Genomic DNA, 15641 nt, shown 5'->3' with positions numbered 1-15641 from the left:
AAAGTGGAAACGGCGCTCAGCCGTTGGCCAGGAAGTCCAGCGTCAGCCGGTTGAAGGCGTCCGCGTGCTCCCACTGCGCCCAATGGCCGCAGCGCGGGAAGACGTGCAGCTGCGCATCCTGCATGTTCGCGATCAGCTTGAGGCCATGGTCCAGCGGCACGAAGCGGTCGTCGCGCCCCCAGGTGACCAGGGTCTTGGCCTTGATCTCGCCCAGACGCGCCGACACGTCCCAAGCCGAGAGCGGCACTTTTTGTGCGCTCAGGATGAAGTTCTTCAGGTGCTCGGGGTTGCGCTGGATGTTGGCCCAGCGTCCTTGCAGCAGCTCGTCGGTGATCACGCTCTGGTCGAACAGGAATACGTTGAGCATCTGCTTGAGCGTTTCGAGCGAGGGCTCGGCGTAAAGCTTGAACAGCAGCTTGATGCCTTCCATGGGCATGGCGGTGAACAAGCTGTTGCCCAATCCGCCCGGCCCCATGAGGATGAGTTTGCCGGTGCGCTCAGGGTATTCCAGAGCAAAGTTCAGCGCGCCTGCACCGCCCATCGAGTTGCCCACGAGGTGCGCTTTTTCGATGCCGAGCACGTCCATCATGCCCTTGACCGAGCGCGCATTGACCAGGCCGCGCTGTTCGTCCATCACGACGGTGTCGGACTTGTTGAAGCCCGGTGCGTCCGGGAGGAGCACGCGGTAGCCAGCCTCGACGAAGGGGCCGATGTTGCGGTAATAGTTGCTCCAGCCCCCCGCGCCCGGGCCTCCGCCGTGCAGCATGATGACCGCTTCGCCCTGGCCTGCATCGTTGAGGTGAATGCGGAAGTTGGAGAGGCCCTTCTCGTTGATGGTGACAAATTTGCTCGTCGAGCTTTCGTTGAGTTCTGACATGGTAATGTCCTGAAAAAGTTAAATAAATGACGCGGCTCAGCGCTGGCCGCGTACCGACTTGTGACCCCACATGGCCGTGCGGCTGTGTCGCGCCACCGTCCAGGAGGAATCCACTGTGCGCGGCCCCCAGCCGAACTCGACCTCGATCATGGGCGACGGCGTGTCGGCATAGAAGGAGAGCGTCTGGTCGTTGGTGTGGCGCCCGAGCAGGGAGGTGATGCGCCCGGCGGCGTCCAGCCGATCGAAGGCGTAGCCCACATCGTCGATGGTGTTGGCTTGCAGCATGAAGTGGTGGATGCGCTTCGGGATCGGGAAAGCAGCCAGGGCGATCGTGTGGTGACGGCCATTGCAGTGCAGAAAGTGCGCGGGCACGCTCGTTTCCGGCCCCATCTGGATGTCAATGATGTCCGACAGCACAAAGCCAAGCACCTCGGTGTAGAAAGCCATCGCCTTCGCCGTGTCGGGCACGCAGCGCACGAAGTGCCCGATGCCCTGGTCGCCCGTGACGAAGCCCGACACGGGGGCGCTAGGCAGGAAGGGCTCATGAAAGATTTCTGCCGGGCCGTAGTAAATCTCGAGCGGCAGGCCGAACGGATCTTGCAGACACAGCAGGCCCATGACCTTGCGCTGCTGCATGAGCGCTTCGTCACCGCGGGTGAAGGCCACCCCTGCCTGGCGCAGCTTGTCGGCCATGCGCTCGAGCGCGGCGGCGTCATCCACTTCCAAGCCTGCGTAGGCCAGGTCGTCGAGTTCGCCCGGCTGCACGGCGATGCGCCAGGCACGCTGATCGGCCCGGTACAGCGCAGCGTCGCCAGCCGAACCCGCAGCCATCAAACCCACGCTCTTGGTCAGAAAGTGGTCCCAGGCGGGTACATCCTTGACGGCGAAGCCGAGGTAGCCCAAACGTTCGATACTCATTGTCTTCTCCTTGGTTATGAAAGCCGCAGTTTCTGCGGCAGGTCTTTGCCCCCGGCAGCCTCGAAAAAGCCGCGCACGCCCATGCCACCATCGTGGTTGAGCAACGCGCCTGTCGTGGGGAAGGTGTCGCCGCGCGTGGCAAAGAACACGTAGGCTCCGGTGTATTCCGCTGCCACAGGCATGCGCCCCACGGGAAGCACAGAGGTCAGCATTTCACCCAGCGGCACGCTCGAAATGGCCTGGTTGGCCATGCCCAGCGAGGCCGGGCCGCGCAGGTCAGTGCTCATGCCGCCGGGCGCCACGCCATTGACGCGCACGTGTGGCGCAAGTTCGTAGGCGAGTTCGCGCACCATGCCCACCACGGCATGTTTGGCCCCTGTATAGAGCGGGCCGCCGCCGTTCGGGTAGAAGCCCGCGTTCGAGATCGTGAAGACCACGCTGCCGCGGCTTTGCACCAGCGCGGGCAGGCAGGCCTTGACGGCAAGCAGATAGCCCTTGACGTTGATGTGGAAGACCTCGTCGAAGGCGGCGTCGATCCTGTCGTCAGGGATGTCCACGAGCGGCATCGAATAATCCCAGATGCCCGCGTTGGGGATCAGGCAGTCGATCTTGCCAAAGGCGGCCACGCATTCGCGCGCGGCCTTCTGGTGGTCGGCCAGCACGCGCACGTCACCTTCGATGCCCAGCACTTTGGCGCCGTGCGCGGCCTGGAGTTCCTGGAGCCTGGCGGCCGATTTGTCGAGCACGGCCACGCGCGCGCCTTCGGCCACGAACCGGTCCACGATGGCCCGGCCCAGGCCCGAGCCACCGCCGGTGACCAGGGCTACTTCATTGTTGAGTTGCATGTTGTTCTCGCTTGGGTTTCAGGCATGCAGCGCGGCTGCAGAAAAATCGACCAGCACGTCCCGCCCCTCGATGCGAATCGGGTAAACCTTCAAAGGCTCGCAGGGCGGGGGCGACTTGACCTTGCCTGTGCGCACACAAAACTTTCCCATGTGCAGGGAGCATTCCACGACATCGCCGTCGAGGTAGCCACCTTCGGACAGCGACCACTCTCCGTGGGTGCACTGGTCCTGTGTGGCAAAAAATTCCCCATCGACATTGAAAATCGCCACCTTTTGCGCGTCATGGCTGACTTGCAAGGCTTCTCCGGGTGGAACCTCGTCCACGCTGCAGGCTTTGGTAAACGTCATCGTGCTGGTTCCTCCGCTTAGAAAAACACGCTGAGGTTGTTGGCCAGAATCGTGCTCTGGTCGATCAGGATGGTGCGGCGTGCAATTTTGAAGCCCAGGCCATTGTTGGCGCGGCGCAGCACGTCACGGCGTTCGCCGGCAAAAATGTCCACTTGCCGCTCGAGGCGGTTGCGATAGACCAAAAAGGCCGAGGCCACTTCGAGTGTGGCGGGTGTGTCGGTCTCGCGCACGATCACGTTCGAGACGATATGCCGCGTGCGCGACAGCGGGTCTTCGGCCCAGTTCAGTTCGGAAGTGCGCTGGCGGATGCGGCCACGCATGGTTTCATGGTTTTCGTCGAAGTGGGCGTTGGCGCCCGCTGGGATGTATTCCTTGTCGTTTTCACGCTTGATGCGCGTGGTGCGGATGGGCATCCAGTAGTGGATGTCCTGTTCGAGTAGGTCGAACCAGGCGTTGTAGTTGTGGTGGTCCAGCAACTGGGCTTCGCGGTAATAAAACTGCTCGACTTCGTGTTGCAGTTGCGGGCTCACGGGCTGGGCGGGCCAGGCAAATTCCTGGATCAATTCGGCCGTTTTCTGGGCCATGGCGACAGCGGTCATGCCATATCTCCTTGAATGGATTGGGGTGCAGGCGCTGCTCAAGGCATCCATGCAATCTGGATGATGAATGCCTGGAGCGCAGGGGCGCCTGCGGGGAGTCAAAACGATGCTGCTTGTTTTTGGCCAAACAGCGTGAAAAGGCTGAGAGTTGGTCTCGAAGCCATGAGAACTCAGGGCTTGAGCGTCTCCCAGTTCGGCTCCGACATCATGCGCGCCCAGTGGTGGTACATGCCCCGCGCGGCTTCTTCGGCATAGACATAGGCGGTCTTGCCGGGGAAATCCGGGTTGCTCTTGTTGGGTACGTTCAGGCCCATTTGTGCGCACAGGGGCGCGCTCTTGGCCTTGTGGCCGCGCAGCCCGCGCTGGATTTCGACCCAGTTCTCGCCGTCGTCCTGCTCGAAAGTGCCGCCGGCGTTGAAGGTGCGGATGTTCTGGCGGCGGAACTCTTCCTTGATGTCCTCGGGCGCATCGGCATCGACGACCACGAAGGCCCACACTTCCACCTCATTGGGGCCACGCGGGTGCCAGCTGCGAATGGTGTTGATGCCCGGCAGGAAGGAGCAGGTCGGAAACACCGTCATGTGCTGGCCGAACATGGTTTGCGTCGGCATCTGGTTCAGGCGCTTGGCGGCCTTCTCGGCAGCGGGCCCCTGCGTCCAGTATTGCGTGATCTTGGGGCCCATCACGGCCATCAGGATAGCTGCGTCGTTGATGAACCAGCCACTGCCATGGCCACCCCAGGCCGCCCGGAACTGCGAGCCATTTTTGGACATTTGCACTTGCGTCAGGTCCATCTCGGGCGGCAGGCTGGACAAAACGCCCGACAGGTGCGCCATCGTGCCTGCGTGGTACATGTCGCTGCAGAACTGCTCGGCGGCGAACTTCCAGTTGCAGGGGATGACCCACTTTTGCATGCCGCCGACGACGGTGGTGCCGGCTTCGGTGCGGTCGAGCATCACGTCCATGTAGGGCATGGCGTCGCTCAGGTAAGTCTTGAGATCAGGGGCCTCGGCGTCCCAGTTCGCGAAGATCAGACCCTTGTAGGTTTCCACGCGCGCCTGCAGCGGTCCCCAGTCGGCCTTGTCGAAGCCGCAATCGCCTTCTTTTTTGTCACAGAAAGCCTCTTTTTCGTAGGGCACATTGACCAGGTTACCGGCAATGTCATACGCCCAGCCGTGGTAAGTGCAGGTGAAGGCCTTGGCATTGCCCGCATCGGATCGGCAAATGCGCATGCCACGGTGGCGGCACTGGTTCAGGAAGACTTTGATGCTGCCGTCTTTCTGGCGCACCATGATCACAGGGTCTTCGCCCATGTAGGTGGTCAGGTAGTCCCCGGTCTTGGGGATGTGGGCTTCATGCCCCAGCAGCAGCCAGGAGCGTGCAAAGATGCGCTCGAGTTCGATCTCGTAGAGATCCTGGTCTGCGTAGATGCGCGGGTCGATCAAACCCTTGTCTTGATCGACCAGTGCGCGGATGGCTTCATCCGTCCAGCGACGCTTGAACGTCATTGGCACGGCTTGCACTTCGCGTTCCGAATATATACCCATGATGCATGTCTCCTAGTACCCAAACTGCCAACATTAAAAGGCCCGGCGAGTGCGCGTACTCACCGAGCCGACTTCAACACTGCACGCCTGGCGTACAGCGCCCAAACGATCCACACAGGGTGGATCACCAAAGTCGTCAACCCGAATGCCGTGGCCAGGTGGCTCCAGGTGATGCTGTAAAAGTCCCACAAGCCATCAACCACCTCGGTGGCAATGACGATGTCGAACACCGCCAGGTAGCGCAGCGGATCGCGCGCACCCCACAAGGCCACGATGCCGATGGCGCCCAGCTGCAGGCCCACAACGGCCCAGGCGTCGCTGAGCAACCGAAAGCCGGGCGTGGCCGCGTCAGGCACGAAGCCTGGGTACATCTGGCTGAACAGCGAGGCCGAGGCAAACGGCAGCGTGCCCAGCAGGTTCGCCAGGTAAAAAAGACCCAGCGCCCACAGAAAGATGCGTCCTTGCTTCATGCGTGCTCCTTGAGGATGTCATCCCGCTTCGCTGGAAACCGGCTGGGCATGGATGCGCTCATGTTCCAGCGACTTGAGCAGGTCAAGAGCGACATCGACGATCATGTCTTCCTGGCCGCCGACCATGCGGCGTCTCCCCAGTTCGACCAAGATGTCCATGGTCTTCAGTCCGTACTTCTGTGCCGCCGCCTCCGAATGGCGCAGGAAGCTGCTGTACACGCCGGCGTAGCCCAGCGCCAGCGTCTCGCGGTCCACGCGCACGGGGCGATCCTGCAACGGCCGCACGATGTCATCGGCCGCATCCATCAGCTTGTACAACTCGGTGCCGTGGTGCCAGCCCATGCGCTCGGCTGCGGCGATGAACACCTCCAGCGGCGCGTTGCCTGCACCAGCGCCCATGCCAGCCAAGCTGGCGTCGACGCGGTCACAGCCTTCCTCGATTGCCACGATGCTGTTGGCCACGCCAAGGCTGAGGTTGTGGTGGGCGTGGATGCCGGTTTCGGTTTCGGGCTTGAGCACGTCCTTGAAGGCTCGAAACCGCATCCGCACGTCATCCATGCTCAAGGCGCCGCCGGAATCTACCACGTAGCAGCAGGTGGCTCCGTAGCTTTCCATCAGCTTGGCCTGCTGGGCCAGGCCTTGCGGCGTGCTCATGTGGCTCATCATCAGAAAGCCGACCGCCTCCATGCCCAGGTGGCGGGCGTATTCGATGTGCTGTTTGGAGATGTCCGCCTCGGTGCAGTGCGTGGCCACGCGCACGATGCGCGCGCCGGCGTCGTAGGCCGCCTTCAGGTCGTGGATGGTGCCTATGCCCGGCAGCAGCAGGGTGGCGATCTTCGCGTGCTTGACCACGCTGGCCACCGCCTCGATCCACTCCAAGTCGGTGTGGGCGCCGAAGCCGTAGTTGAAGCTGGAGCCCTGCAGGCCGTCGCCATGGGCGACCTCAATGGAATCGACCTTGGCTTCGTCCAACTCTTTCGCGATGGTCCTGACCTGTTCCACGCTGTACTGGTGGCGGATGGCGTGGCTGCCGTCGCGCAGCGTCACATCAGAAATGTAGATTTTCTTTGTCGTCATGGGGGCATCCTCAGGCGGTCAGGGTAGCGAGCAGGCGCTCGGCCATCTTCTCGGCGGTGCGCAGCGCGGCGCTGGTCATGATGTCCAAGTTGCCGGCGTAGGCTGGCAGGTAGTGGGCGGCACCCTCGACCTCCAGGAAGACCGAGGTCTTCAGCCCGGTGAGCCGATCGCCCACGCCAGGGATGCGGATCGGCCGGTCGGCCTCGATGCGGTCAAACTGCACACGCTGCTTCAGGCGGTAGCCGGGCACATAAGCCTGCACTGCGGCGGCCATGCGCTGCACCGAGTCCTCGATCTTGGCGGTGTCGGCGAAATCGCTCAGGGTGTAGACCGTGTCACGCATGATCAGCGGCGGCTCGGCCGGGTTCAGGACGATGATGGCCTTGCCCTTGGCGGCGCCGCCCACCACTTCGATGGCCTTGGAGGTGGTTTCGGTGAACTCGTCGATGTTGGCGCGCGTGCCCGGGCCGGCGCTCTTGCTGGAGATGCTGGCGACGATTTCGCCGTACTGCACCTTGGCCACGCGCGAGACGGCCGCCACCATGGGAATGGTGGCCTGGCCACCGCAGGTGACCATGTTCACGTTCAGCGCGTCCAGGTGGTCTTCGCCGTTGACCACCGGGATACAGTAGGGGCCGATGGCCGCGGGCGTGAGGTCGATCACGCGCATCGCGGGTTTGTGATGGCGCAGCAGGGCATCATTCTTTACGTGCGCGCCCGCACTGGTGGCGTCGAACACGATGTCAATGTCGGCGAATACCGGCAGTCGCGTCAGGCCTTCAGCACCCTCGTGGGTGGTGGCGACGCCCAAGCGCTGCGCGCGCGCTAGGCCGTCGGAGGCTGGGTCGATTCCGACCATGGCGCCCATTTCGATGAATCGGCCGTGCCTGATGATCTTGATCATCAGGTCGGTACCGATGTTGCCGCTACCGATGATGGCAGCCTTGAGTTTGCGGGTCATTGTCATTCCTTCGCGAAGACTGCGGTTACCGAACCAAGTCCGGCGATGCGCACATCGAATACGTCGCCTCCAGCCACGGGCACCATTGGCCCCAGCGCACCGGAGAGCACAGTGTCGCCAGCACGCAGCGGACGACCGGCCCGAGCCATGACCTTCGCCAGCCAGAGCGTTGCGTTGAGCGGCGAACCCAGGCAGGCCGAACCCACGCCGGAAGACACCGGCACACCTTGCCGCTCCATCACCATGCCCGCCTGACGCGCATCGAAATCGCACAGCCGTTTCGGCGTGGAGCCCAGCACGTACAGGCCCGACGAGGCGTTATCGGCAATGGTGTCGGTGATATGGATATCCCAGTTGGCTATCCGCGATCCCACGATCTCGATCGCGGGAACCGCGAACTCGATGGCGCGAAAGAGATCTGCCACCGTCAATTGATCGCCTTCAAGGTCACGGCCGAATACAAAGGCTATCTCGGCCTCGACCTTGGGCTGAAGCACATCCTTGAGGGAGACCTCTTCACCCTCGGTACGTGCCATGTCAGCGAACAGCATGCCGTAGTCCGGCTGCCCAACCCCGAGCTGCTTTTGGACGGTCACGGAGGTCAGCCCGATCTTGCGGCCCGACAGGCGTCGTCCCGCCGTCAGCGCCCGCACGGTATTTATCTCCTGCACCGCGTAGGCCACATCAAGATCCTTCTCGCCGATCAGGTTACGTACCGGCGCCACGGCCACCCTGGTGTGGGCGGCCTCATACAACAAGTCGGCAGCTTTACTTGCCGCGCTGGTCGAAACCGTATCTGGTTTGCTCATTCGAGATTTCTCCTTGGTTCATGGTTTCTGCGATTTCCGTGCGCACTGCCCGTCGGTTGTGATCGCATGCATATGCGTGTGCAAGCGAAGGTCAGCCTGGCCCCTGCTTGGCTGATCGCTCATGCAGGCACCCAAAAACTTGTGTCCCCAGATACTGATGCGGTCGTTGCGCACGACCGCATCAGGGAAAAGGGACTGTTGCCGAACACCGCCAAGTGATTGCATGGATGAGCACCGAAGGCGCATGATTGCCCCTGCGCGAACAATCTTTTTTTGAACATATTGTTGCCATTGATTTTAAATAACGTTATTTTTATATAAAATAGATTATATGCATGCCATAATTTTTAAACACTCGTGAAAACCCTATGTTTCACTCACTTCACTCCGCGCACTTGCGCCGGGCTGACACATTGATGCACCTCTCAACGACGACCGCGTTAGGGATGGTGTTCAAAACTCCGGTCAAGCCCGGATGGCGTGAGCGAGTTACGACACGAACAATGGCGTCATGACCCAACAAGACCTCGGCCTGAACCTGAGCACGCGGCGTACTCGCAAAACCGTGTTCCTCGACGAGATGAACCTGGTGGTGCCGTGGACGGAGTTGCTGTCGTTGATTGCGCCGCATGTACCTCGCGCCAAGACCGGACGCCCGCCGTTTGAGCTGGTGACGATGTTGCGCATTCATTTCTTGCAACAGTGGTTCGGCCTGAGTGACCTGGCCATGGAAGAAGCCCTGTTCGAGACCACGCTGTACCGCGAGTTCGCGGGACTCTCCAGCGCCGAGCGCATCCCTGACCGGGTCAGCATCCTGCGCTTTCGCCACCTGCTCGAAGAACACCAGTTGGCCCCGCAGATGCTGGCCGTGGTCAACGCCACCCTGGCCGACAAAGGCTTGATGCTCAGACAAGGCACGGTGGTGGACGCCACCTTGATTGCTGCGCCCAGTTCGACCAAGAACCAGGATGGCAAGCGTGATCCCGAGATGCACCAGACCAAGAAGGGCAACCAGTGGCATTTCGGCATGAAAGCGCACATCGGCGTGGACGCTGACTCGGGACTGGTGCACACCGTGGTCGGTACAGCAGCCAACGTCAACGACGTGACACAGGCCAGTGCGTTGGTCCATGGCGAAGAAACGGATGTGTTCGCTGACGCCGGCTACCAGGGCGTGACCAAGCGCGAAGAAGTCCAAGGCATCGATGCCAACTGGCATGTGGCCATGCGTCCGGGCAAGCGCCGCGCGATGGACAAGAACAGTCCCATGGGCGCCGTGCTCGACCAGCTTGAACACGTCAAGGCCCGAATCCGGGCCAAGGTGGAACACCCGTTTCGGGTCATCAAACGGCAGTTCGGCCACATGAAAGTGCGCTATCGGGGACTGGCCAAAAACACGGCACAGTTGCACACGCTGTTTGCACTGAGCAATCTTTGGATGGTGCGACGCCGACTGTTGCAAGGGCTGCAGGCGTGAGTGCGTCCGCAAGCAGCCGAAGGGCCGCCGCCGAACGGAAAATGGCCTGTGAAAACGCAGAAACTGGGTCGAATTCGCCGATTCCAGGCCGCGCTGTTTCATGTCGTGGCAACCCGCCCGCTATCGGCTGGGGCCAAACGTGTTTTGAACACCATCCTTAGATGTGCAACGATGTGTGACGGTTGCCGCGGCTCCGCACCGGTGCGGGCTACGTTGGCCCTGCAGCACGAGCATGCAACACTATGGTGAGCACGTGGAGCGGGCCTGCGGCCAGCGGCGTCACGCGGACCGGGCTGTCACGTCAGTCCTTGATCGCACAATGCTGTCTACAACCAAACAATGAAACCGAAGACCATGACAAAGCAAGATCAAGCAGTTCTGCCTCGATTGATTGAGTCAGCAAGACTGCCCGAAGGGGCACTGGCAGAATTCAATGTCGGGCCGAAAGAGAAGAAAGCCGTAACCGCCATCGAATCCACCTATGCAACCCTCCGTGACGCAATCTTGAGGGGAAGCTACCCACAGAGCTCTAGGCTCCACCTCGAGACGCTCAAGTCATCGCTGGGCGTCAGCGGCAGCACTCTGCGGGAAGCATTGACGCGCCTGATTGGAGACCGTCTGGTCGTCGCTGAAGGACAGAAGGGGTTCAGGGTGGCCCCAATGTCGCTTTGCGATCTTGATGACCTGACGAGTGCGCGCATCATGTTGGAAAGCGCCGCCCTCGTCGAAAGCATCAACCTCGGTGGGGACGGCTGGGAAGACCAACTCGTCACCAGTTTCCGTCGACTGACGAGGGCGCAGGAACGAGTCGAGGCCAATCCGGCAGAGGCCTTCGACGCGTGGGAAGCGAGGAACTTGGAGTTCCACAACGCACTCATGGCCGCCTCTCCGTCCAAATGGCTCGCGAACTTCAGAGAAATCCTGCTTCGAAACTCTGAGCGCTACCGCAGGTTGTCCGGCACGCAAGGCCCACTTCCTGCCGAAGTGCACGAGGAGCACAAGACAATCTTCGACGCGGCGATGGCCCGTGATGTAGATCGGGCGGTTTCGGCCCTCTCGCAGCATATTCGCCGCTCCGCGAATGTGATTCGAGCAAATGGATTGCTGAGGAAGGTCTGACCTCGACCCGTTTCCCCATGCACCGGGACCTAATGGGCTTCGACTTCACCGCCTCGGTGGTGGACCCAAAGCTGGTTCAGCAACTCGCGACGCTGGAGGTCACCGCCTCAACTGATAGCTGGCCCGCGTGTACGCCCAATATCCCAAGACACCCCGCCACCGCGCACTGTGGCCGCGACTTGCTGCCCCAGCCGCTGTTCGATCACCGGCTTCCAGGGCACCAGGCTGAAACCCATGCCATCATCGACCATGGCGTAGCGTCCGCTGGCGAGCATGACGGAGCGCCGGTAGATGCCAGTCACGCGCTGGCCGTCGGACACGGGCCGATGCTCCAGGCCGGTTTCGGCGGTAATGTCCTTCGCGGCCTGCACCAGTTCCCGGCTTCGCAGCGTACCCAGCAGGTTGCGGGCGAGGATCACGCGCTGCCCGCGCCGCTGCGCCAGCCCCTGTCCTTCGAGGAAGTCGGCGCGCTGCTGCATGGCCTGCTTGGCGTCGCCGCCAAAGCCCATGTCGCCCAGCCCGCGGCCGCCGCCGATCAGTTGCTGGTCAAGCCAGGTGGCCCCGATCACGCGGGCCTGCCGCTCAATTGGAAGGTGCGATTTCAGCTCCACGGCCACGCCGCCCAGCCGCTGCGCGTCGCACTGGCGGCCACGCTCGGCCAGGTCGCCCGGCACCTTCCATAGTCCCTCGGCCACGCGCTCCACGATGCCCGCCCGGCGCAGGGCTTCCAGCCGGCGGACATGGGCCGCCACGACCTCCTGCGGATCGCGTCCGGGCACGGCCTGACCCTGTGCCACGGCCAAGTGATGGTCGGTGCGGTACAGGCCATCGCTCGCCAGCGCGGCGATGTTCCTGTCGGCCGCACGCACGTCGGCCGATCCCTTCACCTCCACCACGGCGCAGGTCGGATAGTTCGCTAGCTCGTCGCGGGCGTTGAGCGCGACGTAGTGGGCCTTGCCGTCCACCCCGTCGATGACCAGATAGCTCCGGTCGCGCAGCTCGTCGGCCAGCCCCTTCGCGGCCACGCGCCCCAGGATGGTTCGGCCATCGTCGCCCGGCTCGAACACCGCCAGTTCACGCGGCTCGCCGCGCATGGCCCGCTGCATGGTGCGGATGACGTCGCCGCGCTCGCCCAGGGCGCGCAGGGTCTTGTCGGCATCGGCGTGGATAGCCCAGGTGCCGGGCTGCGTCTCGTCGACCAGGCCCAGGCGCTGCAAGCGTTGCAGGCGGCCGATCAGCAGCAGGCGCTGGCGCTGCAAGCGGGGTTCGTTGAGCCGTTCGACATGCACCAGGCCATCGTCGCCGGCCTCGCGCTTCAAGGTGCGATCCAGGCTCGTCCACCGCTCTTGCTCCACCTCGCGCTGCAAGGTCTGCTGGATCTCCAGCTCGGTGCGCGGCCCAAGCCATTCGGTCGCCAGCTCGGCGGCGCGGTGGCGGAAGCCATCGGCGATGTAGTCGCCCGCGATGATGAGGTCTTTGCCTGTGTCGTCGCGCCCGCGCACGATCAGGTGGGTATGCGGGTTGTCGGTGTTCCAGTGATCCACCGCCACCCAATCCAGCCGCGTGCCCAGGTCGGCTTCCATGCGGTTCACCAGATGCCGGGTATAGTTGCGCAGGTCTTCCAGCTCCGCGCCATCCTCGGGCGAAAGGATGAAGCGGAAATGGTGCCGGTCGTCGGCGCAGCGTTCCTTGAAGGCGTCGAGGTCGGCGGTGTCGGTCTGCGGCCCGTAGGCTTGGCCCGGCTCGCCGTCGCGGCCCACGCCATCTCGCTCGATGTAGCGCAGGTGCTTGGCGAGCGACTGCGGGCTGGCCCGCTGGTGATTCACCAGCAGCGTCTTGATGGTCACGCGCCGCGACATGGGCGTCAGCTTCGCGCCCGCGAAGCGCGCCGCCGTGTGGCCGCGCCCCAGGCGCGAGCCGGGGCGCTGGCCAGTGCTCCGCGCCGATCCCGGACGGCGCACCGTGGACTTGCCGCTGCTGGCCTTGCCCGCCTGCTTGAGTACCTTGGAAACGAAGCCCTGGCCCCGGTTCTTCGGGGCGCTGGGGCGGATGCGGAAATCGTCATCGCGGCGGTTGGTCATGGCTGGGCTCCCTGCAAGCTCTGGCGTGTCCGGGCGTGCGAAGCACGTGGACATGACTGCATCGGCGCGGGCTTCGCGCCCCAAGCGGCACGGCGGCAAAGCCGCTCCGTGCCGCGCCACCCCCACGTGCAGACAGGCTTTCGACGCGGCCCGGTGCCGCGTCCTTTTGTCTTGCCTTCCGCCTTTGCCCCTCGCTGGCGCTCCGGGCCGCGGCGGCCCGGCGGCGCTGCTGCGCGAGCAGCCAGCGCGCCGGCGAACGCGCGAACCAGCGCGGTGAGGGCCGCAGGCCGGGCGCGTTCGAGGCAAGACGCCTGCACGTGGGACGGCTGCGCCGAAGGCAGCGCGAAGTGCGGCGCGGATGCGCTCGCACTGCACGCGCGACAGCATGGCGACGGACAGCAGAACGACACGCCCGATGGCACGATGAAATGCACGGCAACGTGCAGCGAGTCGGCGGCCATCATGGGCGAGACTCCAGCCAGACCGGATGCGCGACGCCGATCACGGCGGATGCGCTGACCGGCCCGAAATACCGGCTGTCGAACGACGCCGGGTTGGTCACACTGAGCAGGAACAGTTCGCCAGCTTCAAGGCGACGGCACTGCTGCCAGGATGGCAGCGGCCGGCCCCAGCGGTCGGCGGGCAGCGCGGCGGCCGAAGGCACGCCGTCGATGCGGACGATGCGGCCAGTGATGCACACCTCCTGCGGCGCGATGGCGCCCACGCGCTTGAGCAGCGGGACGCGCGCCGGCAGGTAGCCGCGCTGCGCGGCCAGCGCGGCAGCGTCTGGCGGCAGCGTGGTCAGGACGATGCTGCCCACGGACAAGGGGCGTGGCAGCGAGCCGGGCTTACGGCCCAGCGGATCGACGCGATACCAGCCGACCGCCACGCTGTCGGACGGGTTGTAGATCAGGCGCGGCAGCGGATGCACGAAGGACGCCCAGGCCAGCGCAGCGAGGCCCCAGGCGGACAGGCTCGCCAGCACGAGGCGAGCGCGCAAACGTGCGCGGGGCGCGCGAGGACGCGGCTCGGTGCAGGCAGGGGAAACGGCGGTCATGGCAGCGCCCTCCCGGTCAGCCAGGCGGCGTGCCGCTCGGCGGTGTATTCGGGCAACGGCAGGCGCGCGGCGAGCCGGTTGGCGAGCGTGCGCCAGTACGCGGGCGACGCACCGATAGGCGCGATGCCCAGCGCCTCGATGGAGTCGATGCGCTCCAGCACGGCGCGCACCTGGTTCTCCCCTTCGGCGTGCAGCAGCAGGCGCGCGCCAGGCTGCACGCCGGGGATGCGCTGCGCCGCATCGAACGGCGTGCAAGCCTGCATCACCATGAGCTGCCAGCGGATCGTGCCGTAGTCGTTGGCATGCCAGCGGATGCGGCAGAACATGGCACCCGGCAGGAACACCGCGCAGCGCCGCCAGCGGTCGAGCTGGAGCGTGCGCGCAGGTTCGCCGAAGCGCAGGTAGAGCTTGAAGCGCGGTTCGATGTAGGCCAGCGCCACGCGCGTCAGCGGTGCGCTGGCAGGCTGGCCGAAAGATGCTGCGAGCGCAGCCGTGGCCGCGCCAGCGACAGGCGAAGCGGATGTGGTCATGGGGTGTTTTCCCTGCGGTGTTCTGGAAACTCGCGCTCAAGCAGGCCGCGCAGCAGATCGGCCACCGTCACGCCTTGCGTGAAGGCCGACACCTTGATGCGCGCCCGCATCGCGGGCGTGATGTCGAGGGTCAGGCGGGCGGTGTAGAGGTCGCCCTTGCCCAGCGCATCGGCGTCGCCCTGGCGAATCCACGCCTCGGCGTGCGGATTCGCGGGCGGACGCGCGCCGATGCCGACGCGCTTGACCGAGCGTTTGCCGTTCGGTGGCGGCTTTGCGGTCATGGCGTCCACCGCAACAGTTCGTCCACCAGCGCGGTGATTTCGCGCGCGGCGGCGCTGTCCGGCGCCGTCTCGCGTGCAAGCCGTCCAGCGGCCACGCTGTCGGCGAACACGATGCGTTGATGCACTTCCGCGCGCAGCGCAGGAAGCGGCTGGTCGGCGAGTGCCTGGCGCGCTTCGCGTCCGATCACGGTGGTACTGACGCGCCGATTGATGACGAAGGCCGCGCGCAGCGCAGGCCGAAACACCTGCGCTTCGCGGATCAGCGCCACCATCTCCGCGCTGGCCCACAGGTCGTAGGGGCTGGGCTGCACCGGAATCAGCACGCGCTCGGCCGCCAGCAGCGCGGAGCGCGCCAAGGCGGCGATCCTGGGCGGCCCGTCGATGACGACGTGATCGGCCCGCCAGGCGAGTTCTGGCGCCTCCTGATGCAGCGTTTCGCGTGCGAGGCCCACGGCGCTGAACAGCCTTGGCAAGCCTTGCTGGCTTCTGCGCTGCGTCCAGTCCAGCGATGAGCCTTGCGGGTCGGCATCCAGCAGCACGACGTGCTGGCCGCGCATCGCCAACTCTCCAGCGATGTGCGTGGCGAGCGTGGTCTTGCCCACGCCGCCTTTCTGGTTGAGCAGAGCAACGATCATGGCGCGGCCC

At 64.2% G+C, this 15641-nt stretch carries 17 protein-coding genes; 2 read left to right on the top strand and 15 right to left on the bottom strand.

Going from position 1 to position 15641, the window contains the following annotated elements; all coding sequences use genetic code 11:
* Window positions 1-16 precede the first annotated feature (16 nt).
* The 10 genes from bphD to todJ form a co-directional block, all read right to left on the bottom strand.
* A complete protein-coding gene (bphD, locus tag C380_RS15950) occupies window positions 17-877 on the bottom strand; it encodes a 2-hydroxy-6-oxo-6-phenylhexa-2,4-dienoate hydrolase (protein ID WP_015014867.1) in 861 nt (286 codons plus the stop codon).
* A gap of 36 nt (window positions 878-913) precedes the next feature.
* Window positions 914-1795 carry a biphenyl-2,3-diol 1,2-dioxygenase gene (bphC, locus tag C380_RS15945; RefSeq protein WP_015014866.1) on the bottom strand — a complete coding sequence of 294 codons (882 nt, stop codon included), beginning with the start codon at window positions 1793-1795 and terminating at the stop codon, window positions 914-916.
* A 14-nt stretch (window positions 1796-1809) separates the two neighbouring features.
* Window positions 1810-2640, bottom strand: a complete 831-nt coding sequence (gene bphB / locus C380_RS15940; RefSeq protein ID WP_015014865.1) for a cis-2,3-dihydrobiphenyl-2,3-diol dehydrogenase — start codon at window positions 2638-2640, stop codon at window positions 1810-1812.
* Between the two features lie 18 nt (window positions 2641-2658).
* A complete protein-coding gene (locus C380_RS15935) occupies window positions 2659-2988 on the bottom strand; it encodes a non-heme iron oxygenase ferredoxin subunit (protein WP_015014864.1) in 330 nt (109 codons plus the stop codon).
* A gap of 17 nt (window positions 2989-3005) precedes the next feature.
* Window positions 3006-3587, bottom strand: a complete 582-nt coding sequence (locus C380_RS15930) for an aromatic-ring-hydroxylating dioxygenase subunit beta (RefSeq protein ID WP_015014863.1) — start codon at window positions 3585-3587, stop codon at window positions 3006-3008.
* A 170-nt stretch (window positions 3588-3757) separates the two neighbouring features.
* Window positions 3758-5134, bottom strand: coding sequence for an SRPBCC family protein (locus C380_RS15925; protein WP_015014862.1), 1377 nt, complete (start codon window positions 5132-5134; stop codon window positions 3758-3760).
* 59 nt (window positions 5135-5193) lie between these two features.
* Window positions 5194-5604 carry a BphX family protein gene (locus tag C380_RS15920; protein WP_015014861.1) on the bottom strand — a complete coding sequence of 137 codons (411 nt, stop codon included), beginning with the start codon at window positions 5602-5604 and terminating at the stop codon, window positions 5194-5196.
* An 18-nt stretch (window positions 5605-5622) separates the two neighbouring features.
* Complete coding sequence (dmpG, locus tag C380_RS15915; protein WP_015014860.1) at window positions 5623-6681, bottom strand: 4-hydroxy-2-oxovalerate aldolase; 1059 nt, start codon at window positions 6679-6681, stop codon at window positions 5623-5625.
* A 10-nt stretch (window positions 6682-6691) separates the two neighbouring features.
* Complete coding sequence (locus C380_RS15910; protein WP_015014859.1) at window positions 6692-7642, bottom strand: acetaldehyde dehydrogenase (acetylating); 951 nt, start codon at window positions 7640-7642, stop codon at window positions 6692-6694.
* Window positions 7643-7644: 2 nt separating this feature from the next.
* Complete coding sequence (gene todJ / locus C380_RS15905; protein ID WP_015014858.1) at window positions 7645-8451, bottom strand: toluene degradation hydratase TodJ; 807 nt, start codon at window positions 8449-8451, stop codon at window positions 7645-7647.
* 511 nt (window positions 8452-8962) lie between these two features.
* Between todJ and C380_RS15900 the strand changes: the two genes are divergently transcribed.
* Both C380_RS15900 and C380_RS15895 read left to right on the top strand, forming a co-directional pair.
* Window positions 8963-9928, top strand: a complete 966-nt coding sequence (locus tag C380_RS15900; protein WP_015014857.1) for an IS5-like element ISPsp3 family transposase — start codon at window positions 8963-8965, stop codon at window positions 9926-9928.
* Window positions 9929-10267: 339 nt separating this feature from the next.
* On the top strand, window positions 10268-11047 hold the full coding sequence (locus C380_RS15895; protein ID WP_081033948.1) for a GntR family transcriptional regulator: 780 nt from the start codon (window positions 10268-10270) through the stop codon (window positions 11045-11047).
* A gap of 107 nt (window positions 11048-11154) precedes the next feature.
* Here C380_RS15895 and C380_RS15890 read toward each other — a convergent pair whose 3' ends face one another.
* The 5 genes from C380_RS15890 to parA form a co-directional block, all read right to left on the bottom strand.
* Window positions 11155-13128 carry a relaxase/mobilization nuclease and DUF3363 domain-containing protein gene (locus C380_RS15890; protein WP_015014855.1) on the bottom strand — a complete coding sequence of 658 codons (1974 nt, stop codon included), beginning with the start codon at window positions 13126-13128 and terminating at the stop codon, window positions 11155-11157.
* A gap of 460 nt (window positions 13129-13588) precedes the next feature.
* On the bottom strand, window positions 13589-14185 hold the full coding sequence (locus tag C380_RS15885; RefSeq protein WP_043565518.1) for a S26 family signal peptidase: 597 nt from the start codon (window positions 14183-14185) through the stop codon (window positions 13589-13591).
* Window positions 14182-14715, bottom strand: coding sequence for a DUF2840 domain-containing protein (locus tag C380_RS15880; RefSeq protein ID WP_015014853.1), 534 nt, complete (start codon window positions 14713-14715; stop codon window positions 14182-14184). The genes C380_RS15885 and C380_RS15880 overlap by 4 nt, the downstream gene beginning before the upstream one ends.
* On the bottom strand, window positions 14712-14996 hold the full coding sequence (locus C380_RS15875) for a hypothetical protein (RefSeq protein WP_015014852.1): 285 nt from the start codon (window positions 14994-14996) through the stop codon (window positions 14712-14714). Before C380_RS15875 ends, C380_RS15880 begins: the two co-directional genes overlap by 4 nt.
* Window positions 14993-15631 carry a ParA family partition ATPase gene (gene parA, locus C380_RS15870; protein WP_015014851.1) on the bottom strand — a complete coding sequence of 213 codons (639 nt, stop codon included), beginning with the start codon at window positions 15629-15631 and terminating at the stop codon, window positions 14993-14995. Before parA ends, C380_RS15875 begins: the two co-directional genes overlap by 4 nt.
* Window positions 15632-15641: the final 10 nt, after the last annotated feature.

It is taken from the genome of Acidovorax sp. KKS102, from assembly GCF_000302535.1.
GTDB lineage: Bacteria > Pseudomonadota > Gammaproteobacteria > Burkholderiales > Burkholderiaceae_C > Acidovorax.
Note: the sequence above shows the minus strand (reverse complement) of the source record. Positions and strands in the feature narration are given on the sequence as shown.

What these genes read in the sequence shown, in the direction of transcription:
- C380_RS15925 (WP_015014862.1), bottom strand. Translation starts at nt 5,134, where the DNA reads ATGGGTATATATTCGGAACGCGAAGTGCAAGCCGTGCCAATGACGTTC.
- C380_RS15930 (WP_015014863.1), bottom strand. Translation starts at nt 3,587, where the DNA reads ATGACCGCTGTCGCCATGGCCCAGAAAACGGCCGAATTGATCCAGGAA.
- C380_RS15885 (WP_043565518.1), bottom strand. Translation starts at nt 14,185, where the DNA reads ATGACCGCCGTTTCCCCTGCCTGCACCGAGCCGCGTCCTCGCGCGCCC.
- dmpG (WP_015014860.1), bottom strand. Translation starts at nt 6,681, where the DNA reads ATGACGACAAAGAAAATCTACATTTCTGATGTGACGCTGCGCGACGGC.
- C380_RS15935 (WP_015014864.1), bottom strand. Translation starts at nt 2,988, where the DNA reads ATGACGTTTACCAAAGCCTGCAGCGTGGACGAGGTTCCACCCGGAGAA.
- bphD (WP_015014867.1), bottom strand. Translation starts at nt 877, where the DNA reads ATGTCAGAACTCAACGAAAGCTCGACGAGCAAATTTGTCACCATCAAC.
- parA (WP_015014851.1), bottom strand. Translation starts at nt 15,631, where the DNA reads ATGATCGTTGCTCTGCTCAACCAGAAAGGCGGCGTGGGCAAGACCACG.
- C380_RS15910 (WP_015014859.1), bottom strand. Translation starts at nt 7,642, where the DNA reads ATGACCCGCAAACTCAAGGCTGCCATCATCGGTAGCGGCAACATCGGT.
- C380_RS15920 (WP_015014861.1), bottom strand. Translation starts at nt 5,604, where the DNA reads ATGAAGCAAGGACGCATCTTTCTGTGGGCGCTGGGTCTTTTTTACCTG.
- C380_RS15895 (WP_081033948.1), top strand. Translation starts at nt 10,268, where the DNA reads ATGAAACCGAAGACCATGACAAAGCAAGATCAAGCAGTTCTGCCTCGA.
- C380_RS15880 (WP_015014853.1), bottom strand. Translation starts at nt 14,715, where the DNA reads ATGACCACATCCGCTTCGCCTGTCGCTGGCGCGGCCACGGCTGCGCTC.
- bphC (WP_015014866.1), bottom strand. Translation starts at nt 1,795, where the DNA reads ATGAGTATCGAACGTTTGGGCTACCTCGGCTTCGCCGTCAAGGATGTA.
- C380_RS15890 (WP_015014855.1), bottom strand. Translation starts at nt 13,128, where the DNA reads ATGACCAACCGCCGCGATGACGATTTCCGCATCCGCCCCAGCGCCCCG.
- C380_RS15875 (WP_015014852.1), bottom strand. Translation starts at nt 14,996, where the DNA reads ATGACCGCAAAGCCGCCACCGAACGGCAAACGCTCGGTCAAGCGCGTC.
- bphB (WP_015014865.1), bottom strand. Translation starts at nt 2,640, where the DNA reads ATGCAACTCAACAATGAAGTAGCCCTGGTCACCGGCGGTGGCTCGGGC.
- C380_RS15900 (WP_015014857.1), top strand. Translation starts at nt 8,963, where the DNA reads ATGACCCAACAAGACCTCGGCCTGAACCTGAGCACGCGGCGTACTCGC.
- todJ (WP_015014858.1), bottom strand. Translation starts at nt 8,451, where the DNA reads ATGAGCAAACCAGATACGGTTTCGACCAGCGCGGCAAGTAAAGCTGCC.